Below are 19,185 nucleotides of genomic sequence, written 5' to 3'. Positions count from 1 at the left end.
TTATTCCTCTACAGAAGCAGGTGCATGTTCAGCATTTGCATGAGCTGGATTATGGTCTGCACCATGATAGTTGCTCATATATCTGCTGATAATGCTGTCGAACAAGTTAGGCTCAACTGAAGAATAGTAAGTCACTGGATGAGGCTTAGTAGGGAATGGACCTTTACGTTCAGCTTCATGTGCGGCTTTAAGTTCTTCTGGAGTGTGAGCGTTGTTGAGCATCGCTTCAATTTGGTGTTTAGAACGGTCACCATCTTTAAGAGAATCAAACTCTGCTTTGTCTAAAACAGTTTTCTGGATAGCTTCAGCATTCACTGAAGTACCTTTGCCTGCTTTAACTGCTGCAACCCAATTGTTGAAATCTGCTTCAGTTACACTATGAGCTTTAAAGCGCATTTGTGTGAAACCGTAACCACTGTAGTTAGCAGAGAAACCACGATATTCGCCTGTTTCATTTGCCATCATATGGAGTTGAGTTTTCATGCCTGCCATTGCATAAATTTGACCTGCTAACTTAGGAATGAAGAATGAGTTCATTGTAAAGTTAGAAGTAATATTGAAGTTGACAGGTGTTTTCTCAGGAAAACGAACTTCATTCACAGTTGCGATTTGTTGCTCAGGGTAGATGAATACCCATTTGAACTGTTCAGCAACAGCTTGAATAGTTAAAGGTGCTTTATCTGATTCTAATGGACGGTAAGGGTCATACTTATGTGAGCCCCACCATGTTAGATACGCAAGAATAGCAATAATAATACATGGAATACCCCATACAACAATTTCAATTGTCGTAGAGTGTGCCCAAGTAGGTCTATAGTCTGCATCTTTATTTGACGCGCGATATTTCCAACCAAACCATAATGCCATAATGATTGATGGAATAACCACCAACAGCATTAAATAGATCGCTTTCATCATCAGGTCACTTTGACCTGCTGCTACTGGACCTTTAGAGTTCAGAAGTACCATATCACCACCGCAGCCTGTTAAAAGCGCGGCAAGCGTTGATAAAGACAATACAGCTAAAATCGTTTGTCTCATTTTACAACCTCGGTGAAGAGTCCCATTCCCTAAATTAATATGGGATAGCGATTAAAGTGTCGCATGATTGAGAATCGATAATTTTCATAAATGAAAAACATTCTCAATGATCTGACACCGCTACGTTGTAGGCTATTATGCCGCATATGAACAAACTAAGCTATACATAAAGTGGCTTTAAAGGGTTGTTATAAAAACCAATTTAGTCGCTCGGAATTAAACTTTAGCACTTGCATTTTGGCAATAAAATCAATTCTATAAATAAAAAAAGGGATGACGAATCATCCCTTTAAAAAGCGATATTTTTATTGTTTAATTACTTTAGTTTTAGCCAGTTTGTCATGTAAAGTTTGACGTTTGGCACTCAATCCGAAGACAGAGTCAATAATCGCAACAAAAGGCATGACCATTAGGTTTAAAATAATAAATAGAACACTACGCAAAAAGAATGCACGAACAAGGGGTACTTTTTCGCCTGAATCAGCATCTACAATTTTAATTCCAGTAATTCTCTTGCCTAGGCTTTGTCCAGATTTTGCAATTAAAAAGCCTTGTACAGCGAGCATAATGACAATGTAAAGGCACATGAAGAGCCAAGCATTATTGGGAATAAGCGTAAGAAGTTGTTCTTGCAACTGAACGGCTTGAGTCGAACTGCTCGCTGCTTGCATTTTCTGTTGAAGCGCTTCAAGTTCTGTAATTTGGCTTGGATTCAAAAAAAATGATGGGATAATCGCGGCTGGAATCCACAAGAAAAGATCTAAGATTTTAGCTAAAATACGTGAATTGTATGATGCTGGTTCCTGATTTTTAGCAACGACATTAATTTTGTTGATTGCGGGATTTTGATAAGTCGTATTTTGTGATGGAGCGACTGGAGGAGTATAGCCCGTTGGCTCATAAACAAGTTTACCTTGAGTTAATTCACCTAAAGCTTTCCATTCAGTCATGCCTTGATGCCAAGCTAAATCTGTCAGTAAAATTTGCTGGCTTGCGAGCATTTGGTTCAATTGCTCAATGGTGTATGGACCCGCTTGTTGATTATTTCTCGCCAAGTAAATTTGCATAAAACTACAATCTCAAACTAAATCTAAAATGATGGGCAAAAAAAAGACCCACTTAATGGGTCTTTTCTAACACGTTTTATTAAACTTGTTTAGTCTTTTCTTCAGCAAGGAAGAACCAAGTGTCTAGAACAGAGTCTGGATTCAATGAAACTGATTCAATCCCTTGTTCCATTAACCATTGTGCAAGATCTGGATGATCAGAAGGACCTTGACCACAAATACCAACGTATTTACCTGCTTTACGACATGCGTGAATTGCCATAGAAAGTAAAGCTTTAACTGCGGGATCTCGTTCATCAAACAAATGAGAAACGATGCCTGAGTCGCGGTCTAAACCAAGCGTTAATTGTGTTAAGTCATTTGAACCGATAGAGAAACCATCAAAGTGCTCAAGGAATTGTTCAGCCAATAAAGCATTGGTTGGTAATTCACACATCATGATCACTTTAAGGCCATTTTCACCACGTTTAAGACCGTTTTGACCCAATAACTCAATTACACGTTTCGCTTCAGATACAGTACGTACGAAAGGAATCATAATTTGAATATTGGTCAAGCCCATTTCGTCACGCGCTTTTTTCAATGCACGACATTCAAGCTCAAAACAGTCACGGAAATTGTCAGAAACGTAACGGCTTGCGCCACGGAAGCCCAACATTGGATTTTCTTCTTCAGGTTCGTATAATTTACCACCGATTAAGTTCGCATATTCATTCGACTTAAAGTCAGACATGCGAACAATCACGGGTTTATCAGCAAATGCAGAAGCAAGTGTAGAAATCCCTTCAACCAATTTCTCTACATAGAATTCGATTGGAGAAGAATAACCTGCAGTACGGGCCATCACAGCTGCACGTGTTTCGCGTGGTAGGCTATCAATGTTTAATAATGCTTTAGGATGTACACCAATCATACGGTTGATGATAAATTCTAAACGTGCAAGACCAATCCCTTCATTTGGAATTTGAGCAAAGTCAAATGCACGGTCAGGATTACCCACGTTCATCATGATTTTGAATGGGAGTTTAGGCATAGATTCAATTGAGTTACGTTGAATTTCGAAATCAAGCGCACCTTCATAAATAAAGCCAGTATCACCTTCGGCACAAGAAACAGTCACTTCTTGACCATCTACAAGTACTTCAGTTGCATTACCACAACCTACAATTGCAGGAACACCTAATTCACGTGCAATAATTGCAGCATGGCACGTACGACCACCACGATTGGTGACAATCGCTGCAGCACGTTTCATCACGGGTTCCCAGTCTGGATCAGTCATGTCAGATACAAGAACATCACCCGCTTGTACTTTGTCCATTTCTTTAATAGACGTCACAATACGAACGCGACCAGAACCAATACGTTGACCAATTGAACGACCTTCACAAAGAACCGTACCTTTTTGTTTAAGCAGATAGCGTTCCATTGTGCCGACATTTTCACGGCTTTTTACTGTTTCAGGACGTGCTTGAACGATGTAAAGTTGTTCATCATCGCCATCTTTAGCCCATTCGATGTCCATTGGAGAACCGTAATGTTCTTCAATAATCAACGCTTGTTTTGCCAATTCTTGAAGCTCTAAATCGTTTAAAGCAAATTGTTGACGGTCTTGTTTTTCAACATCAACAACAACTACAGATTTACTTGTCGAACCTTCTTCACCATAAATCATTTTTTGGTGCTTAGAACCCAAGTTACGGCGAATTACAGCATGCTTACCATTTCTAAGTAACGGTTTAGATACATAGAATTCATCTGGATTCACTGCACCTTGAACAACCATTTCACCCAAACCGTAAGAAGCAGTAATAAATACTGCTTCACGGAAACCTGATTCAGTATCTAGTGTAAACATTACACCTGCTGCGCCAGTTTCAGAGCGAACCATACGCTGAATACCCGCTGAAAGGGCAACAATGTCGTGGTCAAAGTTTTGGTGTACACGGTAAGCAATTGCACGATCATTGTAGAGCGATGCAAACACTTCTTTAATCGCGATTAAGACATTATCAATACCGCGGATGTTCAAGAATGTTTCTTGTTGACCCGCAAATGAAGCATCAGGTAAGTCTTCTGCAGTTGCTGAAGAACGTACCGCAACTGCGATATCTGGGTTTCCTTTAGAAAGTTCAGCGAAAGCATCGCGAACTTCTTTTTCTAATGATGGCGTAAGTGGAGTGTCGATAATCCATTGACGTATTTTTGCACCTGTTTCAGCAAGTGCATTTACATCATCAACATTCAATTGTTTTAATTCAGCAGAGATTTTGGCATTTAAGCCACTTTGCTCTAAGAATTCACGATACGCGTCAGCAGTCGTTGCAAATCCACCTGGCACTGATACGCCAGCATTTGCTAAATGGCTGATCATTTCACCAAGTGAAGAGTTTTTACCACCCACGATCTCAACGTCGTGTTTCCCTAGTTTTTCCAGACCGATTACGCGTGCTTCCAAAGGTTTTACTCCACTTTTGCAGTATTAATCACTATGCTTGGCATAAGATTATAACAAAAAACTTAGCATTTTAATTTTACTAAGTGATAGTCATGTAAGATGGGTTTACTATAAAGATTATATAGCGTTAAGACAAATATTTGAGGAGAATTTTAATGTCAGAAAGTAAACAAATAAAGCGAAGTGTGTTTTTTATATCAGATGGTACAGCAATTACCGCTGAAACCCTTGGCCACTCTTTACTTGCACAGTTTCCACATGTAAATTTTGACATTCATATTATCCCTTATATTACCTCTGAAGAGGCTGCAATGAACGTTGTTGCAGAAATTAATGCACGTGCGGAGCGTGATGGTGAGTTACCTTTGGTTTTTGACACCTTAGTTGACCCTTATGCACGTGATATTATTAATACTGCAAATGCTGTAAATCTTGATGTATTTGAGGGTCTTATTAGTAAGTTGTCTGATGTTTTAGGTACTCCTCCTACAACTTTAGTCGGACAAACCCATGCTGTGACGGATTCTGCGTCTTATAAAGCACGTATTGATGCGGTTCATTTCGCGTTAGATAATGACGATGGGGCACGCACTCGTCATTATGACAAAGCAGATTTAATCTTAATTGGTGTATCTCGTTCAGGTAAAACGCCAACTTCAATTTATTTGTCATTACAATTTGGGATTCGTGTAGCGAACTATCCATTGACGGAAGAAGACCTAGATGACAACCGTTTACCCGCAGTTCTTAAAGCACATAAAAATAAACTTTTTGGTTTAATGATTGATGCAGAGCGTTTAGTTGCAATACGTACAGAGCGTAAAGCAAATAGCCGCTATGCAAGTTTTAGTCAATGTCAGATGGAGCTACGTGCGGTTGAAGGTATTTATATTTCAGAAGGAATTAAATATTTAAACGTTTCAGAAATGTCGATTGAAGAAATTTCTACACGTGTTTTGCAAATGACGGGTTTGAAACGCCGAATTGGCTAAGCATTTTTGCTTCTTTAGAAGAAGAGCTAATCATCGATTTAGCTCTTTTTTTAGATCTAAAAATTATTGCATTGTTATATGAATAATCTATTAAAAATAAAGTCCATGATGAAGGGAGTATTACCAAGACTTTTAGGAATGAGATTGAGTTAGAAATAGTGGGGATGATTCATAGTCAATTTGTGCAAATTCAAAAAAGATTTATGAATATGTATTCTCGTTTAAGCAATATAAGAAAAATAGATGGAAAAAATTTTAAGTTTTTCTTTTTAGCTTAATACGCTTAAATTTTCGAAGAGGGATATGAGGCTTAATGTAAATAACACAAAATAATACTTAAACTTATTCGAATTAATTTAGTTCTTATTAAATGAATTAATTATGATTAAAATACAAACATTATAGATATCGGTATTATATGGTATATATTATTATTATTATTATTATTATTATTGAGTAATACATAGCCTTCCGTTAAATTAATAGAATCTATATTTATTAATATATCTTAATGTTTATCAATATTTTTTAAAAAATTCTAAATTAATTAAATTATTGTTTAATTAAACTTTATAATTAATTACTATTTATTATAGTTTTTAAATATTCAAATGTATGCTGATTGGCTGTTTAATAATTTAAATAGATAAATAACGAATTTTAATTGAATAAAAATGCATAATTTGGTAAAAATATAGAGTTTACTTATTAATTATAAAATGACGAATTAAAACGTAAAATGTGTTTGGTATTTATTTTTTGATTGTTGTTTAGAGAGGCGTAGTCATTATACTGCCACTCTTAATCGTTGTTCGTTAGATCAGCTTAATATAAGAAGCCGAATAAAATGCATGCAAATTTAGATGAATTACTCAAAGCTTATAATTTTTTGTCTCAAGCTGTTGGAATTTTTGCGCTTGAGGGGGATTGTATTTGTGTGAATTCCGCATGGGAAAATAAAATTGGCTTAGTAAATCATCTACATTCATTTGTTCATGCAGAACATATCCAAACATTAATGCATGATATTTATCAGCAACAAGATGATCAACAAAGTACTGAAAAAGAATTACAGCTATACGTACAAAATATAGAATACTCTTGGTTTTCGATTCATTTTATTAAATTTTTTAATGAAGCCCTGAGTCAACATGTATTAATTATTACCGCATTTGATATTCAAGATCAGAAAACATCTTATACAGATATTGTTGAACAATTAGATACGTATAAAAATATGTTGGATGCCAGTGTTGACTCTATCGTTGTGACTGATATTGATGGTTGTATTAGACAGATTAATACAACAGCTTATCGTGTTTTTGGTTTAGAAAAAAATCTAGATGTCACAGGAAAGCAGTGGATTGATTTATTGCCTGTAGATGTAAGAGGACGTGCAAAAAAAGCTTTAGATCAAGCAGTTCAAGGCAGTAATGCACGTTTTTCTGTAAAAAACATATTGGCAGATGAAATTGAATATTGGGATACAATCTTGACGCCTATTTTGGATAAAGAAGGTCAAACACCAATCATTGTCTGTGTATCTCGAAATGTGACTCAACAAAAAAAATCTGAAAATAATTATCGTAAAAATAGTGAATTAGATGATTTAACAGGATTATATAATCGTAGATTATTTAAAATACGATTGAAAAGAATGCTCGCTAATGCCAAAGAAAAACAACATATTGCAGGGGTGATGTTACTTGATTTAGATCACTTTAAACATGTGAATGATACCTTGGGACATTCCGCAGGTGATCATTTGTTGAAAGTATTGTCTAAACGGTTAATGGCGGTATTGGGTGAAGATGCTTTTGTTGCGCGTTTGGGTGGTGATGAGTTTGCCATTGCTGTTGGAAAACTGACTTCAGTTGAAGAGTTTAATCAGATTGCCAAACTGGTATTACAACAAATTGAATCACCTATTTCATATGCAGGAAAATATATTAATGGCGGTATGAGTATTGGTTGTGCGCTTTATCCTAAAGATGCAAACGACTCAATTATATTAATACAAAATGCGGATACGGCTTTAAATGACTTAAAAGCAGATGGGCGTGGCGGTATTCGTTATTTCAATCAACAAATGTTTATTGAAACAGAGAATATTGCGACACAATTAAATCTAGCGCGGAAAATCGTGCGTATGGATTTAATTACACCTTATTATCAAGCTAAGATTGATTTAACATCGGGTCAATTGGTGGGTTTAGAAGCATTACTACGTTGGATTTCGCCATCTCAAGGGCTGATGTTTCCTGTTGCTGTTGCAGAAGCATTTAAAGATTATCAGTTGGCTAGCCAAATTAGTGAGCGGATGCATCATAAAATTTTTAAAGATATTTCTAATTGGTTGGTACAAGGTTATCAAGTTCCAAGAATTGCGATTAACGCTGCACCTGTAGAGTTCTTACGTGATGACTATGCAGAGCAATTATTGGCTCGAATGGAATGTTTTAAGACACCGTATGAGCTCATTGAAATAGAAGTGACAGAACAAATGTTAGAAGAGCGTGGGGCTGATTATGTACTTCGTGCCTTAGAGCTATTAAAACAAAAAGGTATAAAAATTTCTTTAGATGACTTTGGCACAGGGCATTCATCTTTGATTCGGTTGAAAGACTATCCTGTCGATTGTTTGAAAATAGATAGAAGTTTTACTCAGCTGATTGGTACAGATGCGACAATTTTAGCGCTTGTTCAAGTTATAAATGACTTAGGACCAAAGTTAGCATTAGATATTGTTGCTGAAGGTATCGAAACTCAAGATCAGCTCGATATTCTACTCGAAAGTGGTTGTAAAATCGGTCAAGGATTCTTATTTGGTAAAGCTGAAAGTAAAGATGTCACCACAAAAAGATTAAAAAAAACGATGAGATTGTGTTAATTGTTATTTGAAAAATTTAACTTAAGGTTCAATTTGATTGCTGGGATTCACAATAGGGAGTTGAAAAAAATGAGTGATGAAAAAGGTTTATTGTAATAAGTTTAACTTTATAAATTACCAAATATTCTTTATTTTTATTAATCGAGTAACATAATCATAAAAATACACTTACTAATAAATAAAAAACTAGCCAAGGTTGACTGGTTTTTTATTGTATTAGACTAAATTTTAGTAGGTTGTAATAATCACATCCACCAAATGCTCAATGCCTTCCATGCTTTGTACAGCATTTTCAGTTATTTTAACCACAGGCCAAGTGATGAGTTTGCAATTTTCAAGTTGTAAAGCCGAATAATAAGTATCAGATTTTAGGAATACTTTATGTTCAGATGCAGAGTTTGGCATCAGTTGGCGTTTTAGCCATTGTTCTTGAACTTGCACATCAAGGTAGCGAATCGCCAATAATGATTTCACTCTATTGTTAAACAAGCGGCGATTTTTAATAATCAAAGGATGTGAAACGAGTTTTTGTACCCCTTTTTCTGTATGTGGAAGTACAAAATGAGGAGCCATTTGAAATACTTTTACAAATTTGGCTTTTTGGCAAATAGGATCTAAATGCGTTACGGTTAATTGGTTCGCACCAATAATAGCTACATTTAATCCATTAAAGTTTGTCAGTTTAATATCTTCTGCAGAAATTAATTTCCCTTTAAAGTTTGTAAAAAAATCAGCTGTATTTTGAAAAAAACCGTCCTGTTGGCTCTTTTTCTTGGTGACCATGTTGATATATCCTTTTTGTTTTTAGTTAGATGTTGTTGGTTCTGATGTTAATTCATATATCCAAGATGGTACATTAGGTAAAGATTTTTCTGGAATCTGATCAGTCATTTTTACCATTGCATCGATGGGTACATGGAACCATTTTTTATTTCTATCTATTGCATTACGACCATGAAACCGAACAATTTGAAACCAAGGGTTACGGCGACCATCAGCAGTACGCCCACCAATTTGGTTAAATTTTCTCATTGCAGCATAGAGTTTTTCTTCAGGGAGACCTAATTTTACAATATTGTCACGCATCTTATTAATTAAAGGTAGATAGGCTAGGCCTCCCAATAATAAACGAGGGTCGAAGAAGCGTGCTGCCATTTGAGCAAGTTCAATCACATTTTTATTAATACCCTGAGCCTCCATAACGCTAAAACCAACACCTAAATGCCTTGCTTCATCCCCATTAATGAGTTCAAAAGCTTGATGGCATACAGGGTCATCCACCGTTTCTAAAAGGAATGTACACAAAGCACCATCTAAAGCAACTTCAAGCATGGGAATAACAGCACCTAATATATAAAAAGGCATATCATCAGCATAGCGATCAAGCCATTTTATCACCAAACGCAAATTTGTGTTTGGTTTGGGAAGATCACCATCCAACATGCCCCAACGTTTCATAAGTGCCATTTCTGCATTAGCATGGCGTTGTTCTTCAGCATGAAAAAGAGAATACATATCTCGTAATGTTTGTGTTGGCGCTTTCTTTGACATCGCAGCAAACCCACGAGCCCCAACATGTTCAATCCACATTAAATCAGCCATAAACTCTTTTAGTTTAGGCCATTGCTCAGCAGTAACCAATTCCCGCCCTGGGGCATCCCAATCAATATCAGACAAAGTCCATTGGGTGCTTTTGACTTTTTCTAACATTTTTTCTAAATCGATTGAAGCCATGATTTCTACTCATTAATTGTTTTTCTTAGTTTTAGTTTATGGTTAATTTTTGTGTTGGAGTTTGCAAAAGTGCTCAATATTGCATGATTGAAAATATCAATAGAGTAGTTGTTTGATTAACAAAATAAAATTTTAGTGACAGAAGTAGAAATAAAAACCAGACTTATCATTTAGGGACAAGTCTGTTACTCGATTAGAGGTAATATTTTTTGAGAATTTTGAATCATGAAAATGTCTTGAATAGGTTTCTTACATAACTCCTTTTAATTTATCATTTGAGAAAAAATGACCAGATTATTAAAACTGATGCAAGATTTTTAATTTTTGAATATCATTAAAGCTTAAATATATTCGAGTCCTAAGTTTAATCAAAACTTATTTTCTTCATTATTTTCAATATGTATAGTTTCATTATCCAATGATTTCATTGGAATAATCGGAGATGAATGTGTTCTTAAATATTCAATGTCACGGATGTTCTTTTGCACAGCAACAGCACCAAATAAGCTGAGTAAAAAAGCCATAATATAAAAGCCCTTTTCACTGAGCGCTAAGTTGGCATTCCATAGACCTAAAGCCAATAGTACAAGACAGATCACCACAGAAGCCCAACACAGTCCAAAATAAATCGGCGTAACATTCGTACCTTCTAATTTATCTCGAACAACTTTTTGTAGAGATACAGCGGAAAATAAGCCATAAAGAATCAGGATGAGATAATAGCCTTTTTCATTTAACATCATTTGAGCATTAAATAGACCCACGATATAAGCGGCTGCGCCTGCAAGTAGAGCGACCCAACTTGCTGCTATAAAGGCAGGTGTGGGTTTATTGATATAAGTATCCATTGTTATTCCTTATTGATTTTTTGCAAATTTTTATATGATCTATTATGCCTAAGTTGTTTTAGATGGCAATTGTTTTCAATTTTAAGCAAAAGTTATCTTTTCATAAAAATATTCTTCTAGGAAAGTTATCTTGCATATGTATGAATAAGCTCCTTCTTCTTTAAAAAGGAAGTGAACAGCATTTCTACAGTAAGTCTAATTTTATTATTTTCAATAAAAACCCATTCTCTAATAGAGATTAGAAAATGGGTTGAATACGAGAGATATTATAGGTTTAAGCTTGAGTTTTAAGATCCATCAATAAACTAAAATTATCTAAGCGTTTATCTGTATCATAAATATCACAAGTGAAAATAAACTCATCCACGTCATATTGTTTCAGCAGATTTTCTAAACCTTGTTTCACTGTTTCAGGTGAGCCGATTTGTGCCATTGCTAAAAAGTTTTGTACAGCTATTTTTTCCGAAACAGACCAACGTCCTTCCATCGTATCTACAGGTGCTTTCAGTTTTAAACTTTGCCCTGTTAATAATGCTTGAATTCGTTGATAGACACTAGTCGCTAAATATTGTGCTTCATCATCGGTTTTAGCAACAACGGTTGGTACACCCATAGACACATAGGGTTTATCTAAATATTGTGAAGGCTCAAAATTATCACGATAGAGTTGAATCGCTTGACCCAACATCCGTGGTGCAAAATGTGATGCGAAAGAGTAGGGAAGCCCTAATCTTGCAGCAAGTTGTGCACTGAATAAACTAGAACCTAAAAGCCATACTGGTACATGTGTTCCTTGTCCTGGCGTCGCTTTAATGCGTTGACCCTGTTGAGCATCACCGAAATAGCGTAGTATTTCAACGACATCTTGTGGAAACTGATCTTCCGTTTCTTGTTGACCACGACGCAATGCACGCATGGTCACTTGGTCTGTACCCGGTGCACGTCCAAGACCTAATTCAATTCTGTTTGGATATAAAGTTGCCAAAGTACCAAACTGCTCAGCCACCACTAAAGGTGCATGATTAGGCAACATAATACCGCCTGAACCGACACGTATTTTTTGCGTGTTTGCAAGAATATAACCCAATAAAACTGCTGTTGCTGAACTGGCAATCCCATCCATATTATGATGTTCTGCAAGCCATAAGCGTTCATAACCGAGTTTTTCAGCATGTTGAGCCAGTTCTAAAGCATGCTTTAAAGAAAATGCAACGCTTTGATCATCACGGACAGGTGCAAGTTCTAAGATTGAAAATTTAGTCTCTTGTAACGATTTCATCTGTATTCTCAAATTCTAATATATCGAAATAATACGATATAAGTGATATATTGTATATCGGAATTTATCGATATATTGTGTTTTTTTATTGAGCGCTAAAATCAGTGATCAGAATATTTATTTTTATCCAATAAAAAAAGCACCTGAAGTGCTTTATTTATGGGCTCGGGATTAGTCATTCCAACGATTTTTTTTGTATTGTCCATAATGGTTGCCGTTATCATGACGATAGTTACGGTCATTGTAGCGATAATTGCTATTGCGGTAACCAGAAGAGCGACGGTCATAACGGTCATTATAGCCACCATCGTATCGATCATCATAACGACGATCTTCACTGACTTTTTTACCGAGTACTGAACCACCTGCGGCGCCAAGTCCTGCACCAATATATCCACCTGTTGTTGTACCAGATACATTACGACCCACGGTATAACCACCAGCACCGCCTAAAGCACCACCAATGGCTGCACCTGTACGGTCACGTTTATTGGCCGAAGCTGCTGCACCGCCTGCGCCACCTAAAGCTGAACCAATCATTGCACCTGTAGAGCCACCCATTTGTTGACCAATGGCAGCACCAACGACACCACCTAAAGCTGAGGTAATTGCAGTATTGGTTGAATTGCCTGCATGTGCTGTCATCATTGTTGTCGCGATGATCGTTGCACCAAGGATTGCTTGTAATTTCATGTTCAAACTCCGTTTTGAAGTTTATTCAAATGGCTTATCTTGAGATCAAATTTACCGAAGTAGTGCGGTTTTAATATGAATGCCGTTGTATCCAAATAGCATCAATTGGTTCATGGATTGTAACTTTTATCTTAGATTTCTTCATGATTGGTCAAGTTCGGTTATATTGAGCTGAAAGTGTTGCTCGAAAAATAAATGATACGAACGGGTTTGAGTTAAAAGCTAAGTTTAAAATTGCAAAGAAATATGAGGAAAATGGCTTTTTAAAAGAAGCATTGCAAATTTTAGTTGAAATTATTGAGGGCCATCCTGAATGTGTGGAGGCTTATTAGAGAAGTGCAATAATTTATCATGGAAATATGGATGGTGAGATTGCAATTAAGTATGCCCATCTTGCTTTGACTATTGATGCACCTTAAAAAGAAATTTATGAAGTGATGGGTAGTGCTTATTTAAAACTTGAAAATTATGACCAAGCTAAAATTTGCTTGGAAAAAGCATCAAGTTTTGAAAATGATGATGTAGCTGTCGACGAAAAATTGATTCAAATTTATTTTTAATGCGCAATCATGAGGTCGTAGTTTAAGTTTACGATCAGATGATGAATTATTTACCGATTGATCTCACCACATTTATCCGAATAAGACCAATAACAAAAAAGCACCTTTAAAGGTGCTTTTTAAACTTTTAAATGAGATTAACTTTTTAAGTTATGTCCTTGAATCAATGACGACGGTGTTTACGGTAATGTTTTTTGCTGTATTTACGGTCATCATAATGGCGGTCTTGAGATACTTTTTTACCCAATACTGAACCACCAGCCGCGCCTGCAGCAGCACCCAGATAACCACCTGTTGTTCCGCCTACATTTTTACCGACAGCATAACCACCAACACCACCTAGTCCACCACCAATTGCAGCAGCAGTACGGTCACGTTTATTGGTCGAAACAGCAGCACCACCAGCACCACCTACAGCGGAACCAATCATCGCACCTGTATTACCACCCATTTGTTTACCAATGGCAGTACCAGCAACACTACCAAGTGCTGAAGTTACAGCGATACGAGTTGAGTTGTCGGCATGAGCACTTACTGTAAATATAGAAGTTACTGCTAAAGCAGTGCTTAATAACATCGCATTTAATTTCATTTATTGCTCCATGTCCGAATTGGACAGCTCTATCTCTATTCGATGTAACAAATGTAACAAAAGGATTCTCGAAAAGTATGGAGAAGATCCATCTTTCTTATAGTGTTTAGTATCCTAATGTATGCTTTCTATTAAAATCGTATCTTAAACCCACATTTACGAAGAGATTATGAAGATAACTGGTTAAATAATCACTTAATCTTTGTGGTGAACATACCATTCACTCTGCATTTTTCCAGAGATTGTTTCTAGGATATGTCAATTAAAGGGCAGAGTCGGTAAACTATGTACAATTATTGAATTTTCTTACCGTATCTTTCTGATACGTATGGTAAGGCATAGATTGAGAACTTATTTAAAATGAAAGAATCGTTACGTTTACGATTAGATCAACTTTGTGATCGACATGAAGAATTAACAGCATTATTGGCGGATATTGAAGTCATTTCCGATAATAAGCGCTTTCGTAATTTGTCACGTGAGCATAATGATTTAACTGAAATCACAGATGTTTGGAAGAAATATACGCAAGCTGAAAAAGATATTGCTACTGCTGAAGAAATGTTATCAGACCCTGACTTTAAAGAAATGGCTCAGGAAGAAATTAAAGAGAATAAAGCCATCATTGAACAGCTAGAAGCTGATCTTAATATTTTGATGATTCCAAAAGATCCGAATGATGCAAACTCTGCTTATCTAGAAATTCGTGCAGGAACGGGTGGTGATGAAGCGGCAATCTTCTCGGGCGATTTATATCGTATGTACAGTAAATACGCTGAAACTCAAGGTTGGCGTATTGAAGTGCTATCCGAAAGTGATGGTGAACATGGTGGCTATAAAGAAGTGATTTGCCTGATTAATGGTGAAGGTGTTTATGGTCGCTTGAAGTTTGAAAGTGGTGCGCATCGCGTACAACGTGTACCTGCAACTGAATCGCAAGGTCGTGTACATACATCAGCTTGTACTGTAGCGATTCTGCCTGAAATTGATGTAGATACTTCGGTTGAAATTAATTCTTCAGAATTACGTATTGATACTTACCGTGCATCAGGCGCGGGTGGTCAGCACATTAACAAAACAGATTCTGCTGTTCGTATTACTCATTTACCGACTGGTACAGTGGTTGAATGTCAGGATGAGCGTTCTCAACATAAGAACAAAGCCAAAGCCATGGCTTTACTTGTTTCACGTTTAGAGAATGCCAAACGTGCTGCTGCTGATGCTGCAACCTCGGAAATGCGCCGTGACTTAGTCGGTTCAGGTGATCGTTCAGAACGTATTCGTACTTATAACTATCCACAAGGTCGCATGACAGATCATCGTATTAATTTAACCTTATATAAGTTAGATGCGGTGATGGAAGGTGATTTGAACGAGTTATTAGATAGTTTGCATCGTGAATATCAAGCTGATCAGTTAGCGTTACTTGCACAGCAGAATGGTGGTTAATGAATATTGCACAGGCTTTAGCCTTACGTGGTGAACCCGAAAGTTACGAACACCAAGAAAATGCATGGTTACTCGAACATATTACTAAAATTGATTCTTTTGATTTGGTGATGAAGAAAACTCAGGAACTCACACCTGAACAAGAGCAAGCCTATGTGGATGCTTTAGCTCGTATTGAAGCAGGCGAGCCTTTAGCTTATGTGACAGGTTCACAGCCTTTTTGGACTTTAGATTTAAAAGTTACTCAAGATACTTTGGTGCCACGACCTGATACCGAAGTTTTGGTTGAAACGGTTCTGCATTTGGATTTACCAGATGATGCTAGAATTGTTGATTTAGGGACAGGTACGGGTGCGATCGCATTATCATTAGCGAGTGAACGCTCAAATTGGGCAGTCACAGCAACAGATATTTATGAACCGACTTTAGAAGTTGCGGTATTTAATGCTGAAAAGCATGATTTAGAGCAAGTGAAGTTCTTTTTGGGCAGTTGGTTTAAAGCATTAGATCGTCAATATTTTGATGTGATTGTCTCAAATCCACCTTATATTGATGCAGATGATTCACATATGCCTAAGTTGGCCTCTGAGCCTGAACGTGCATTAGTTGCTGATAAACATGGTTTGGCGGATATTGAACATATTGTTCAACAAGGCAAAAAATGGTTGGCAGCCAATGGTTGGATTGTATTAGAACATGGTTATGATCAAGCGAATGCTGTTCAGAAAATATTTAGAGATGCTGGGTTTAAAAAGGTGAGAACTGAGAAAGACTATGGTGGTAATGACCGAGTGACTTTAGGTCAGTGGGTGAATTAATCGCGATCGTCAATAGGTAATAAAAAACGACTCAAATGAGTCGTTTTTTGATTTCACAATATTTTACATTGGGTAATCTTGCAGACTTTCTGCAATTTCAACGTGGTCTAATGAATTTGTTTCAAGCGCTAAACACAAGGCAACAATTTTAGCTGTATCCGCAAGGTTTTCCTTTTTTAAAGATAAACCTGTTTGAATTGCTTGAATGTGATCTTGTTGAATATCAAGTGCATGTGCAACTTCAACTGCATCATTTTGGGAAAGGAAATGATGAATTGCCGTTTTCAAATCACCCTCAGATGCATTCATAATGCCATCTATGAGTTCATCGGTGTGTTCAGTTTGAGCTGAAAGGGAGGTAATGAAATTTTGAACTAGATTTTGTTCTAGTACATCCATCATTTTAAGCATGTCATGACCTATAATCTAAGGAGATTTAACAGAGAAAACAACAGTGATACAACAGGAGTACAGCCGAAATGAACATAAAATATGTTCTAAATTGATTGAAAAATAAGCTAATTATTCATGTAATGCAAATGTATTCAGATGAGTGAGTCCTGAAAAAAATATTATTTTTTCAAAATAAAATAAGATCATCTTTATAATCAAAGACTAATTTTGTTTTTTAATAATTTGACTGTTTGGTCAAATTTATTCATAAAATTTCATAAATCATCATTCTCATATCGATACGCACCTGGGCTGACTCCCGTCCATTTTTTAAACGCACGGTGAAAAGCACTGGGATCATGAAAGTTAAGTTCGTCACTAATATCTTGCAATGATTTTGTACTTTTGGTTAAAAATTCAATCGCTGTATCACGACGGATATCATTTTTTAATTGTTGATAGCTCATGCCTTCTGATTTTAAGCGCCGTTGAATGGTCGCTTCAGACATATTTAAATGCATGGCTAATTCATTTAACTCGAGCCATTCCGCAGGGTGAACGTGTATAAGATGTTTGCGAATCAGTGAACTGAGCGAATTTGGATTTTTAAAACGAATCAATAAGTTGTGCGGTGTGTTTTTGATAAATTGATGCCATGATTTTTGATCTTGTTTAATTTGAATATTTAAATAGTTTGCATCAAACTGCACATAATTTTTATCGGTATTATATTGAATACTCTCACAAAAACGGACTTTATAATCTTGATCATCCAACGGTGCATCACATTTTAATTGAATTTGTTTGAGTAAAACTCTTTGCTTGGTGAGCCAACACATTAAGCTATGAATGAGCATTAAATATGTGGCATAGCTAAACATCCGTTTGATTGGTTTTTTATCCTGAATCACGATATAGGCATAATTTTCTTCAACAAATAATGTGCTTTCAAAATCATCTAAAACAATATTAAGAAACTGTAAAATTTGTTGTAATGCTTTTTCCAATGTTTCAGCGCGCATCACCATTTTAGATAACAGCTGATAACTTCCACGTCGCATCGGGTGGGAATCCATGCCAAAAAACTCATCATTCATGCGATTTGCAATTTCGATCCATAATTGTGCATAAGCACTGACGGAAATACGGGTCTTATTGGATTGCATCAGCTCAAGAGGAATTCCTGCTTTTTGCAGGATATGTTGTGTATTGATGCCTTTGTCATGGGCAGATAACAGTGCTTCATGTACGAGTTCAATTGAAATCGTTCCTTTGCTGTATTGCAACTGTTGATTATTCAATTCATATTCCATTATTTTGTCACTACGACTTCATTGTCCAAATACATCATACAGGATGCAACTTTTGGAAATTGTACTCAAGCCTGAGTATGATTACTCTGCATCTTAAGTCGAATCGTCATTCAAATAATGAATAGGAAAATAATATGAAAATTGCAGGAAAAGTATTTGTTGTTACAGGTGGTGCATCTGGTTTAGGTGCGGCGACAGCAACACATTTAGTCGGTCAAGGTGCTAAAGTGATTATGGTGGATATGAACCAAGACCTTGGTCATGAAATGCAACATCGTTTAGGTGAGAAGTCTAAATTTGTAAAACTAGATGTAACCGATGAAGTGACGGTTGAACAGTTTTTTAATGATGTAGAACAAGAATTCGGTCAATTAAATGGTTTGATTAACTGTGCGGGAATTGGTCCTTCTGCAAAAGTTTTGGGTAAAAATGGTATTCACGCATTGGATGCTTTTCAAAAAGTTTTGAATGTGAATGTGACGGGTACATTTAACATGCTGCGTTTTGCTGCAAATTTAATTGCGAAATATGAATTAAAAGCAGGTGAGGAAGAGCGCGGTGTGATTGTCAATACTGCATCTGTTGCAGCTTTTGATGGTCAGATTGGTCAAACGGCTTATGCCGCATCTAAAGGTGCTGTGGTTGCAATGACTTTGCCTTTGGCACGTGAATTGGCACGTGAACATATTCGTGTGATGACTATTGCGCCAGGCATTATGGAAACACCGATGTTGAAAGCTTTGCCACAAAATGTTCAGGATGCTTTAGGTGCAATGGTTCCATTTCCACCTCGTTTAGCAAAACCTGAAGAGTTTGCACATTTGGTTGGGCATATTTGTGAAAATGCTTATTTGAATGGTGAAGTAATTCGCTTGGATGGCGCGATTCGTATGCAACCTAAATAATCTATTTTGATTTGTGATCTTTATCTTTGTGGTGGAGTCTTTGCATTATTAAGTAAAGGTTTTATATAACCTTCGGTTCGACCTACTTTTCTTTCAGGAAAAGTAGGCAAAACTATCTTCATTCGCAAAACCTATTTAATTGAATTTACAGTC

Annotated in this window: 17 protein-coding genes; 6 read left to right on the top strand and 11 right to left on the bottom strand. The window is 36.5% G+C overall.

Annotated elements, in window-relative coordinates; translation table 11 throughout:
- The 3 genes from cyoA to ppsA all read right to left on the bottom strand — a co-directional run bounded on the left by cyoA (position 1) and on the right by ppsA (position 4,566).
- Complete coding sequence (gene cyoA, locus B9T35_RS10430) at positions 1–1,041, bottom strand: ubiquinol oxidase subunit II (protein WP_086191048.1); 1,041 nt, start codon at positions 1,039–1,041, stop codon at positions 1–3.
- A 305-nt stretch (positions 1,042–1,346) separates the two neighbouring features.
- Positions 1,347–2,108 (bottom strand): RDD family protein, encoded by a 762-nt coding sequence (locus B9T35_RS10425; RefSeq protein ID WP_086191047.1) that lies wholly within the window; start codon positions 2,106–2,108, stop codon positions 1,347–1,349.
- A gap of 79 nt (positions 2,109–2,187) precedes the next feature.
- A complete protein-coding gene (gene ppsA, locus B9T35_RS10420) occupies positions 2,188–4,566 on the bottom strand; it encodes a phosphoenolpyruvate synthase (protein ID WP_086191046.1) in 2,379 nt (792 codons plus the stop codon).
- 155 nt (positions 4,567–4,721) lie between these two features.
- On the opposite strand from ppsA, the gene B9T35_RS10415 reads away from it, so the two are divergent.
- Both B9T35_RS10415 and B9T35_RS10410 read left to right on the top strand, forming a co-directional pair.
- Positions 4,722–5,558 carry a pyruvate, water dikinase regulatory protein gene (locus tag B9T35_RS10415; protein WP_086191045.1) on the top strand — a complete coding sequence of 279 codons (837 nt, stop codon included), beginning with the start codon at positions 4,722–4,724 and terminating at the stop codon, positions 5,556–5,558.
- 847 nt (positions 5,559–6,405) lie between these two features.
- Positions 6,406–8,448, top strand: coding sequence for a putative bifunctional diguanylate cyclase/phosphodiesterase (locus tag B9T35_RS10410; RefSeq protein WP_086191044.1), 2,043 nt, complete (start codon positions 6,406–6,408; stop codon positions 8,446–8,448).
- A 228-nt stretch (positions 8,449–8,676) separates the two neighbouring features.
- Here the strand turns inward: B9T35_RS10410 and B9T35_RS10405 are convergent, their stop codons facing one another.
- The 5 genes from B9T35_RS10405 to B9T35_RS10385 all read right to left on the bottom strand — a co-directional run bounded on the left by B9T35_RS10405 (position 8,677) and on the right by B9T35_RS10385 (position 13,002).
- Positions 8,677–9,231 carry a flavoprotein gene (locus B9T35_RS10405; protein WP_086191043.1) on the bottom strand — a complete coding sequence of 185 codons (555 nt, stop codon included), beginning with the start codon at positions 9,229–9,231 and terminating at the stop codon, positions 8,677–8,679.
- 21 nt (positions 9,232–9,252) lie between these two features.
- A complete protein-coding gene (locus B9T35_RS10400; RefSeq protein ID WP_086191042.1) occupies positions 9,253–10,182 on the bottom strand; it encodes a reductase in 930 nt (309 codons plus the stop codon).
- Between the two features lie 368 nt (positions 10,183–10,550).
- Positions 10,551–11,030, bottom strand: a complete 480-nt coding sequence (gene yiaA, locus B9T35_RS10395; RefSeq protein ID WP_086191041.1) for an inner membrane protein YiaA — start codon at positions 11,028–11,030, stop codon at positions 10,551–10,553.
- Between the two features lie 274 nt (positions 11,031–11,304).
- Complete coding sequence (locus tag B9T35_RS10390) at positions 11,305–12,309, bottom strand: LLM class flavin-dependent oxidoreductase (RefSeq protein WP_086191040.1); 1,005 nt, start codon at positions 12,307–12,309, stop codon at positions 11,305–11,307.
- 171 nt (positions 12,310–12,480) lie between these two features.
- The gene (locus B9T35_RS10385; RefSeq protein ID WP_086191039.1) at positions 12,481–13,002 is read right to left on the bottom strand and encodes a glycine zipper domain-containing protein; all 522 of its coding nucleotides are present in this window, start codon (positions 13,000–13,002) and stop codon (positions 12,481–12,483) included.
- Between the two features lie 434 nt (positions 13,003–13,436).
- Here B9T35_RS10385 and B9T35_RS18840 point away from each other — a divergent pair, with 434 nt between their 5' ends.
- On the top strand, positions 13,437–13,562 hold the full coding sequence (locus tag B9T35_RS18840) for a hypothetical protein (protein WP_139842020.1): 126 nt from the start codon (positions 13,437–13,439) through the stop codon (positions 13,560–13,562).
- 163 nt (positions 13,563–13,725) lie between these two features.
- On the opposite strand, the gene B9T35_RS10375 is transcribed toward B9T35_RS18840, so the two are convergent.
- The gene (locus B9T35_RS10375) at positions 13,726–14,154 is read right to left on the bottom strand and encodes a hypothetical protein (protein ID WP_086191037.1); all 429 of its coding nucleotides are present in this window, start codon (positions 14,152–14,154) and stop codon (positions 13,726–13,728) included.
- A 360-nt stretch (positions 14,155–14,514) separates the two neighbouring features.
- Between B9T35_RS10375 and prfA the strand changes: the two genes are divergently transcribed.
- The gene (gene prfA, locus B9T35_RS10370) at positions 14,515–15,603 is read left to right on the top strand and encodes a peptide chain release factor 1 (RefSeq protein WP_086191036.1); all 1,089 of its coding nucleotides are present in this window, start codon (positions 14,515–14,517) and stop codon (positions 15,601–15,603) included.
- Positions 15,603–16,421, top strand: a complete 819-nt coding sequence (gene prmC, locus B9T35_RS10365) for a peptide chain release factor N(5)-glutamine methyltransferase (protein WP_086191035.1) — start codon at positions 15,603–15,605, stop codon at positions 16,419–16,421. Before prfA ends, prmC begins: the two co-directional genes overlap by 1 nt.
- Before the next feature lie 63 nt (positions 16,422–16,484).
- Here prmC and B9T35_RS10360 read toward each other — a convergent pair whose 3' ends face one another.
- Both B9T35_RS10360 and B9T35_RS10355 read right to left on the bottom strand, forming a co-directional pair.
- On the bottom strand, positions 16,485–16,832 hold the full coding sequence (locus tag B9T35_RS10360) for a hypothetical protein (RefSeq protein ID WP_086191034.1): 348 nt from the start codon (positions 16,830–16,832) through the stop codon (positions 16,485–16,487).
- 257 nt (positions 16,833–17,089) lie between these two features.
- The gene (locus B9T35_RS10355; RefSeq protein WP_086191033.1) at positions 17,090–18,127 is read right to left on the bottom strand and encodes an AraC family transcriptional regulator; all 1,038 of its coding nucleotides are present in this window, start codon (positions 18,125–18,127) and stop codon (positions 17,090–17,092) included.
- Positions 18,128–18,261: 134 nt separating this feature from the next.
- On the opposite strand from B9T35_RS10355, the gene B9T35_RS10350 reads away from it, so the two are divergent.
- Complete coding sequence (locus B9T35_RS10350; protein WP_086191032.1) at positions 18,262–19,032, top strand: 3-hydroxyacyl-CoA dehydrogenase; 771 nt, start codon at positions 18,262–18,264, stop codon at positions 19,030–19,032.
- The last annotated feature ends 153 nt before the right edge of the window (positions 19,033–19,185 follow it).

Origin of the sequence: Acinetobacter sp. ANC 3832, assembly GCF_002135415.1 — a bacterium.
Lineage (GTDB): Bacteria > Pseudomonadota > Gammaproteobacteria > Pseudomonadales > Moraxellaceae > Acinetobacter.
This window is presented reverse-complemented; position numbering and strand designations above follow the sequence as displayed.

Bases quoted from the DNA above. Each gene is read 5' to 3' on its own strand.
- cyoA (WP_086191048.1), bottom strand. From the start codon at position 1,041: ATGAGACAAACGATTTTAGCTGTATTGTCTTTATCAACGCTTGCCGCG.
- prfA (WP_086191036.1), top strand. From the start codon at position 14,515: ATGAAAGAATCGTTACGTTTACGATTAGATCAACTTTGTGATCGACAT.
- B9T35_RS10355 (WP_086191033.1), bottom strand. From the start codon at position 18,127: ATGGAATATGAATTGAATAATCAACAGTTGCAATACAGCAAAGGAACG.
- B9T35_RS10360 (WP_086191034.1), bottom strand. From the start codon at position 16,832: ATGCTTAAAATGATGGATGTACTAGAACAAAATCTAGTTCAAAATTTC.
- B9T35_RS10415 (WP_086191045.1), top strand. From the start codon at position 4,722: ATGTCAGAAAGTAAACAAATAAAGCGAAGTGTGTTTTTTATATCAGAT.
- B9T35_RS10350 (WP_086191032.1), top strand. From the start codon at position 18,262: ATGAAAATTGCAGGAAAAGTATTTGTTGTTACAGGTGGTGCATCTGGT.
- B9T35_RS10405 (WP_086191043.1), bottom strand. From the start codon at position 9,231: ATGGTCACCAAGAAAAAGAGCCAACAGGACGGTTTTTTTCAAAATACA.
- B9T35_RS10425 (WP_086191047.1), bottom strand. From the start codon at position 2,108: ATGCAAATTTACTTGGCGAGAAATAATCAACAAGCGGGTCCATACACC.
- B9T35_RS10390 (WP_086191040.1), bottom strand. From the start codon at position 12,309: ATGAAATCGTTACAAGAGACTAAATTTTCAATCTTAGAACTTGCACCT.
- B9T35_RS10385 (WP_086191039.1), bottom strand. From the start codon at position 13,002: ATGAAATTACAAGCAATCCTTGGTGCAACGATCATCGCGACAACAATG.
- B9T35_RS10375 (WP_086191037.1), bottom strand. From the start codon at position 14,154: ATGAAATTAAATGCGATGTTATTAAGCACTGCTTTAGCAGTAACTTCT.
- B9T35_RS10400 (WP_086191042.1), bottom strand. From the start codon at position 10,182: ATGGCTTCAATCGATTTAGAAAAAATGTTAGAAAAAGTCAAAAGCACC.
- prmC (WP_086191035.1), top strand. From the start codon at position 15,603: ATGAATATTGCACAGGCTTTAGCCTTACGTGGTGAACCCGAAAGTTAC.
- yiaA (WP_086191041.1), bottom strand. From the start codon at position 11,030: ATGGATACTTATATCAATAAACCCACACCTGCCTTTATAGCAGCAAGT.
- B9T35_RS10410 (WP_086191044.1), top strand. From the start codon at position 6,406: ATGCATGCAAATTTAGATGAATTACTCAAAGCTTATAATTTTTTGTCT.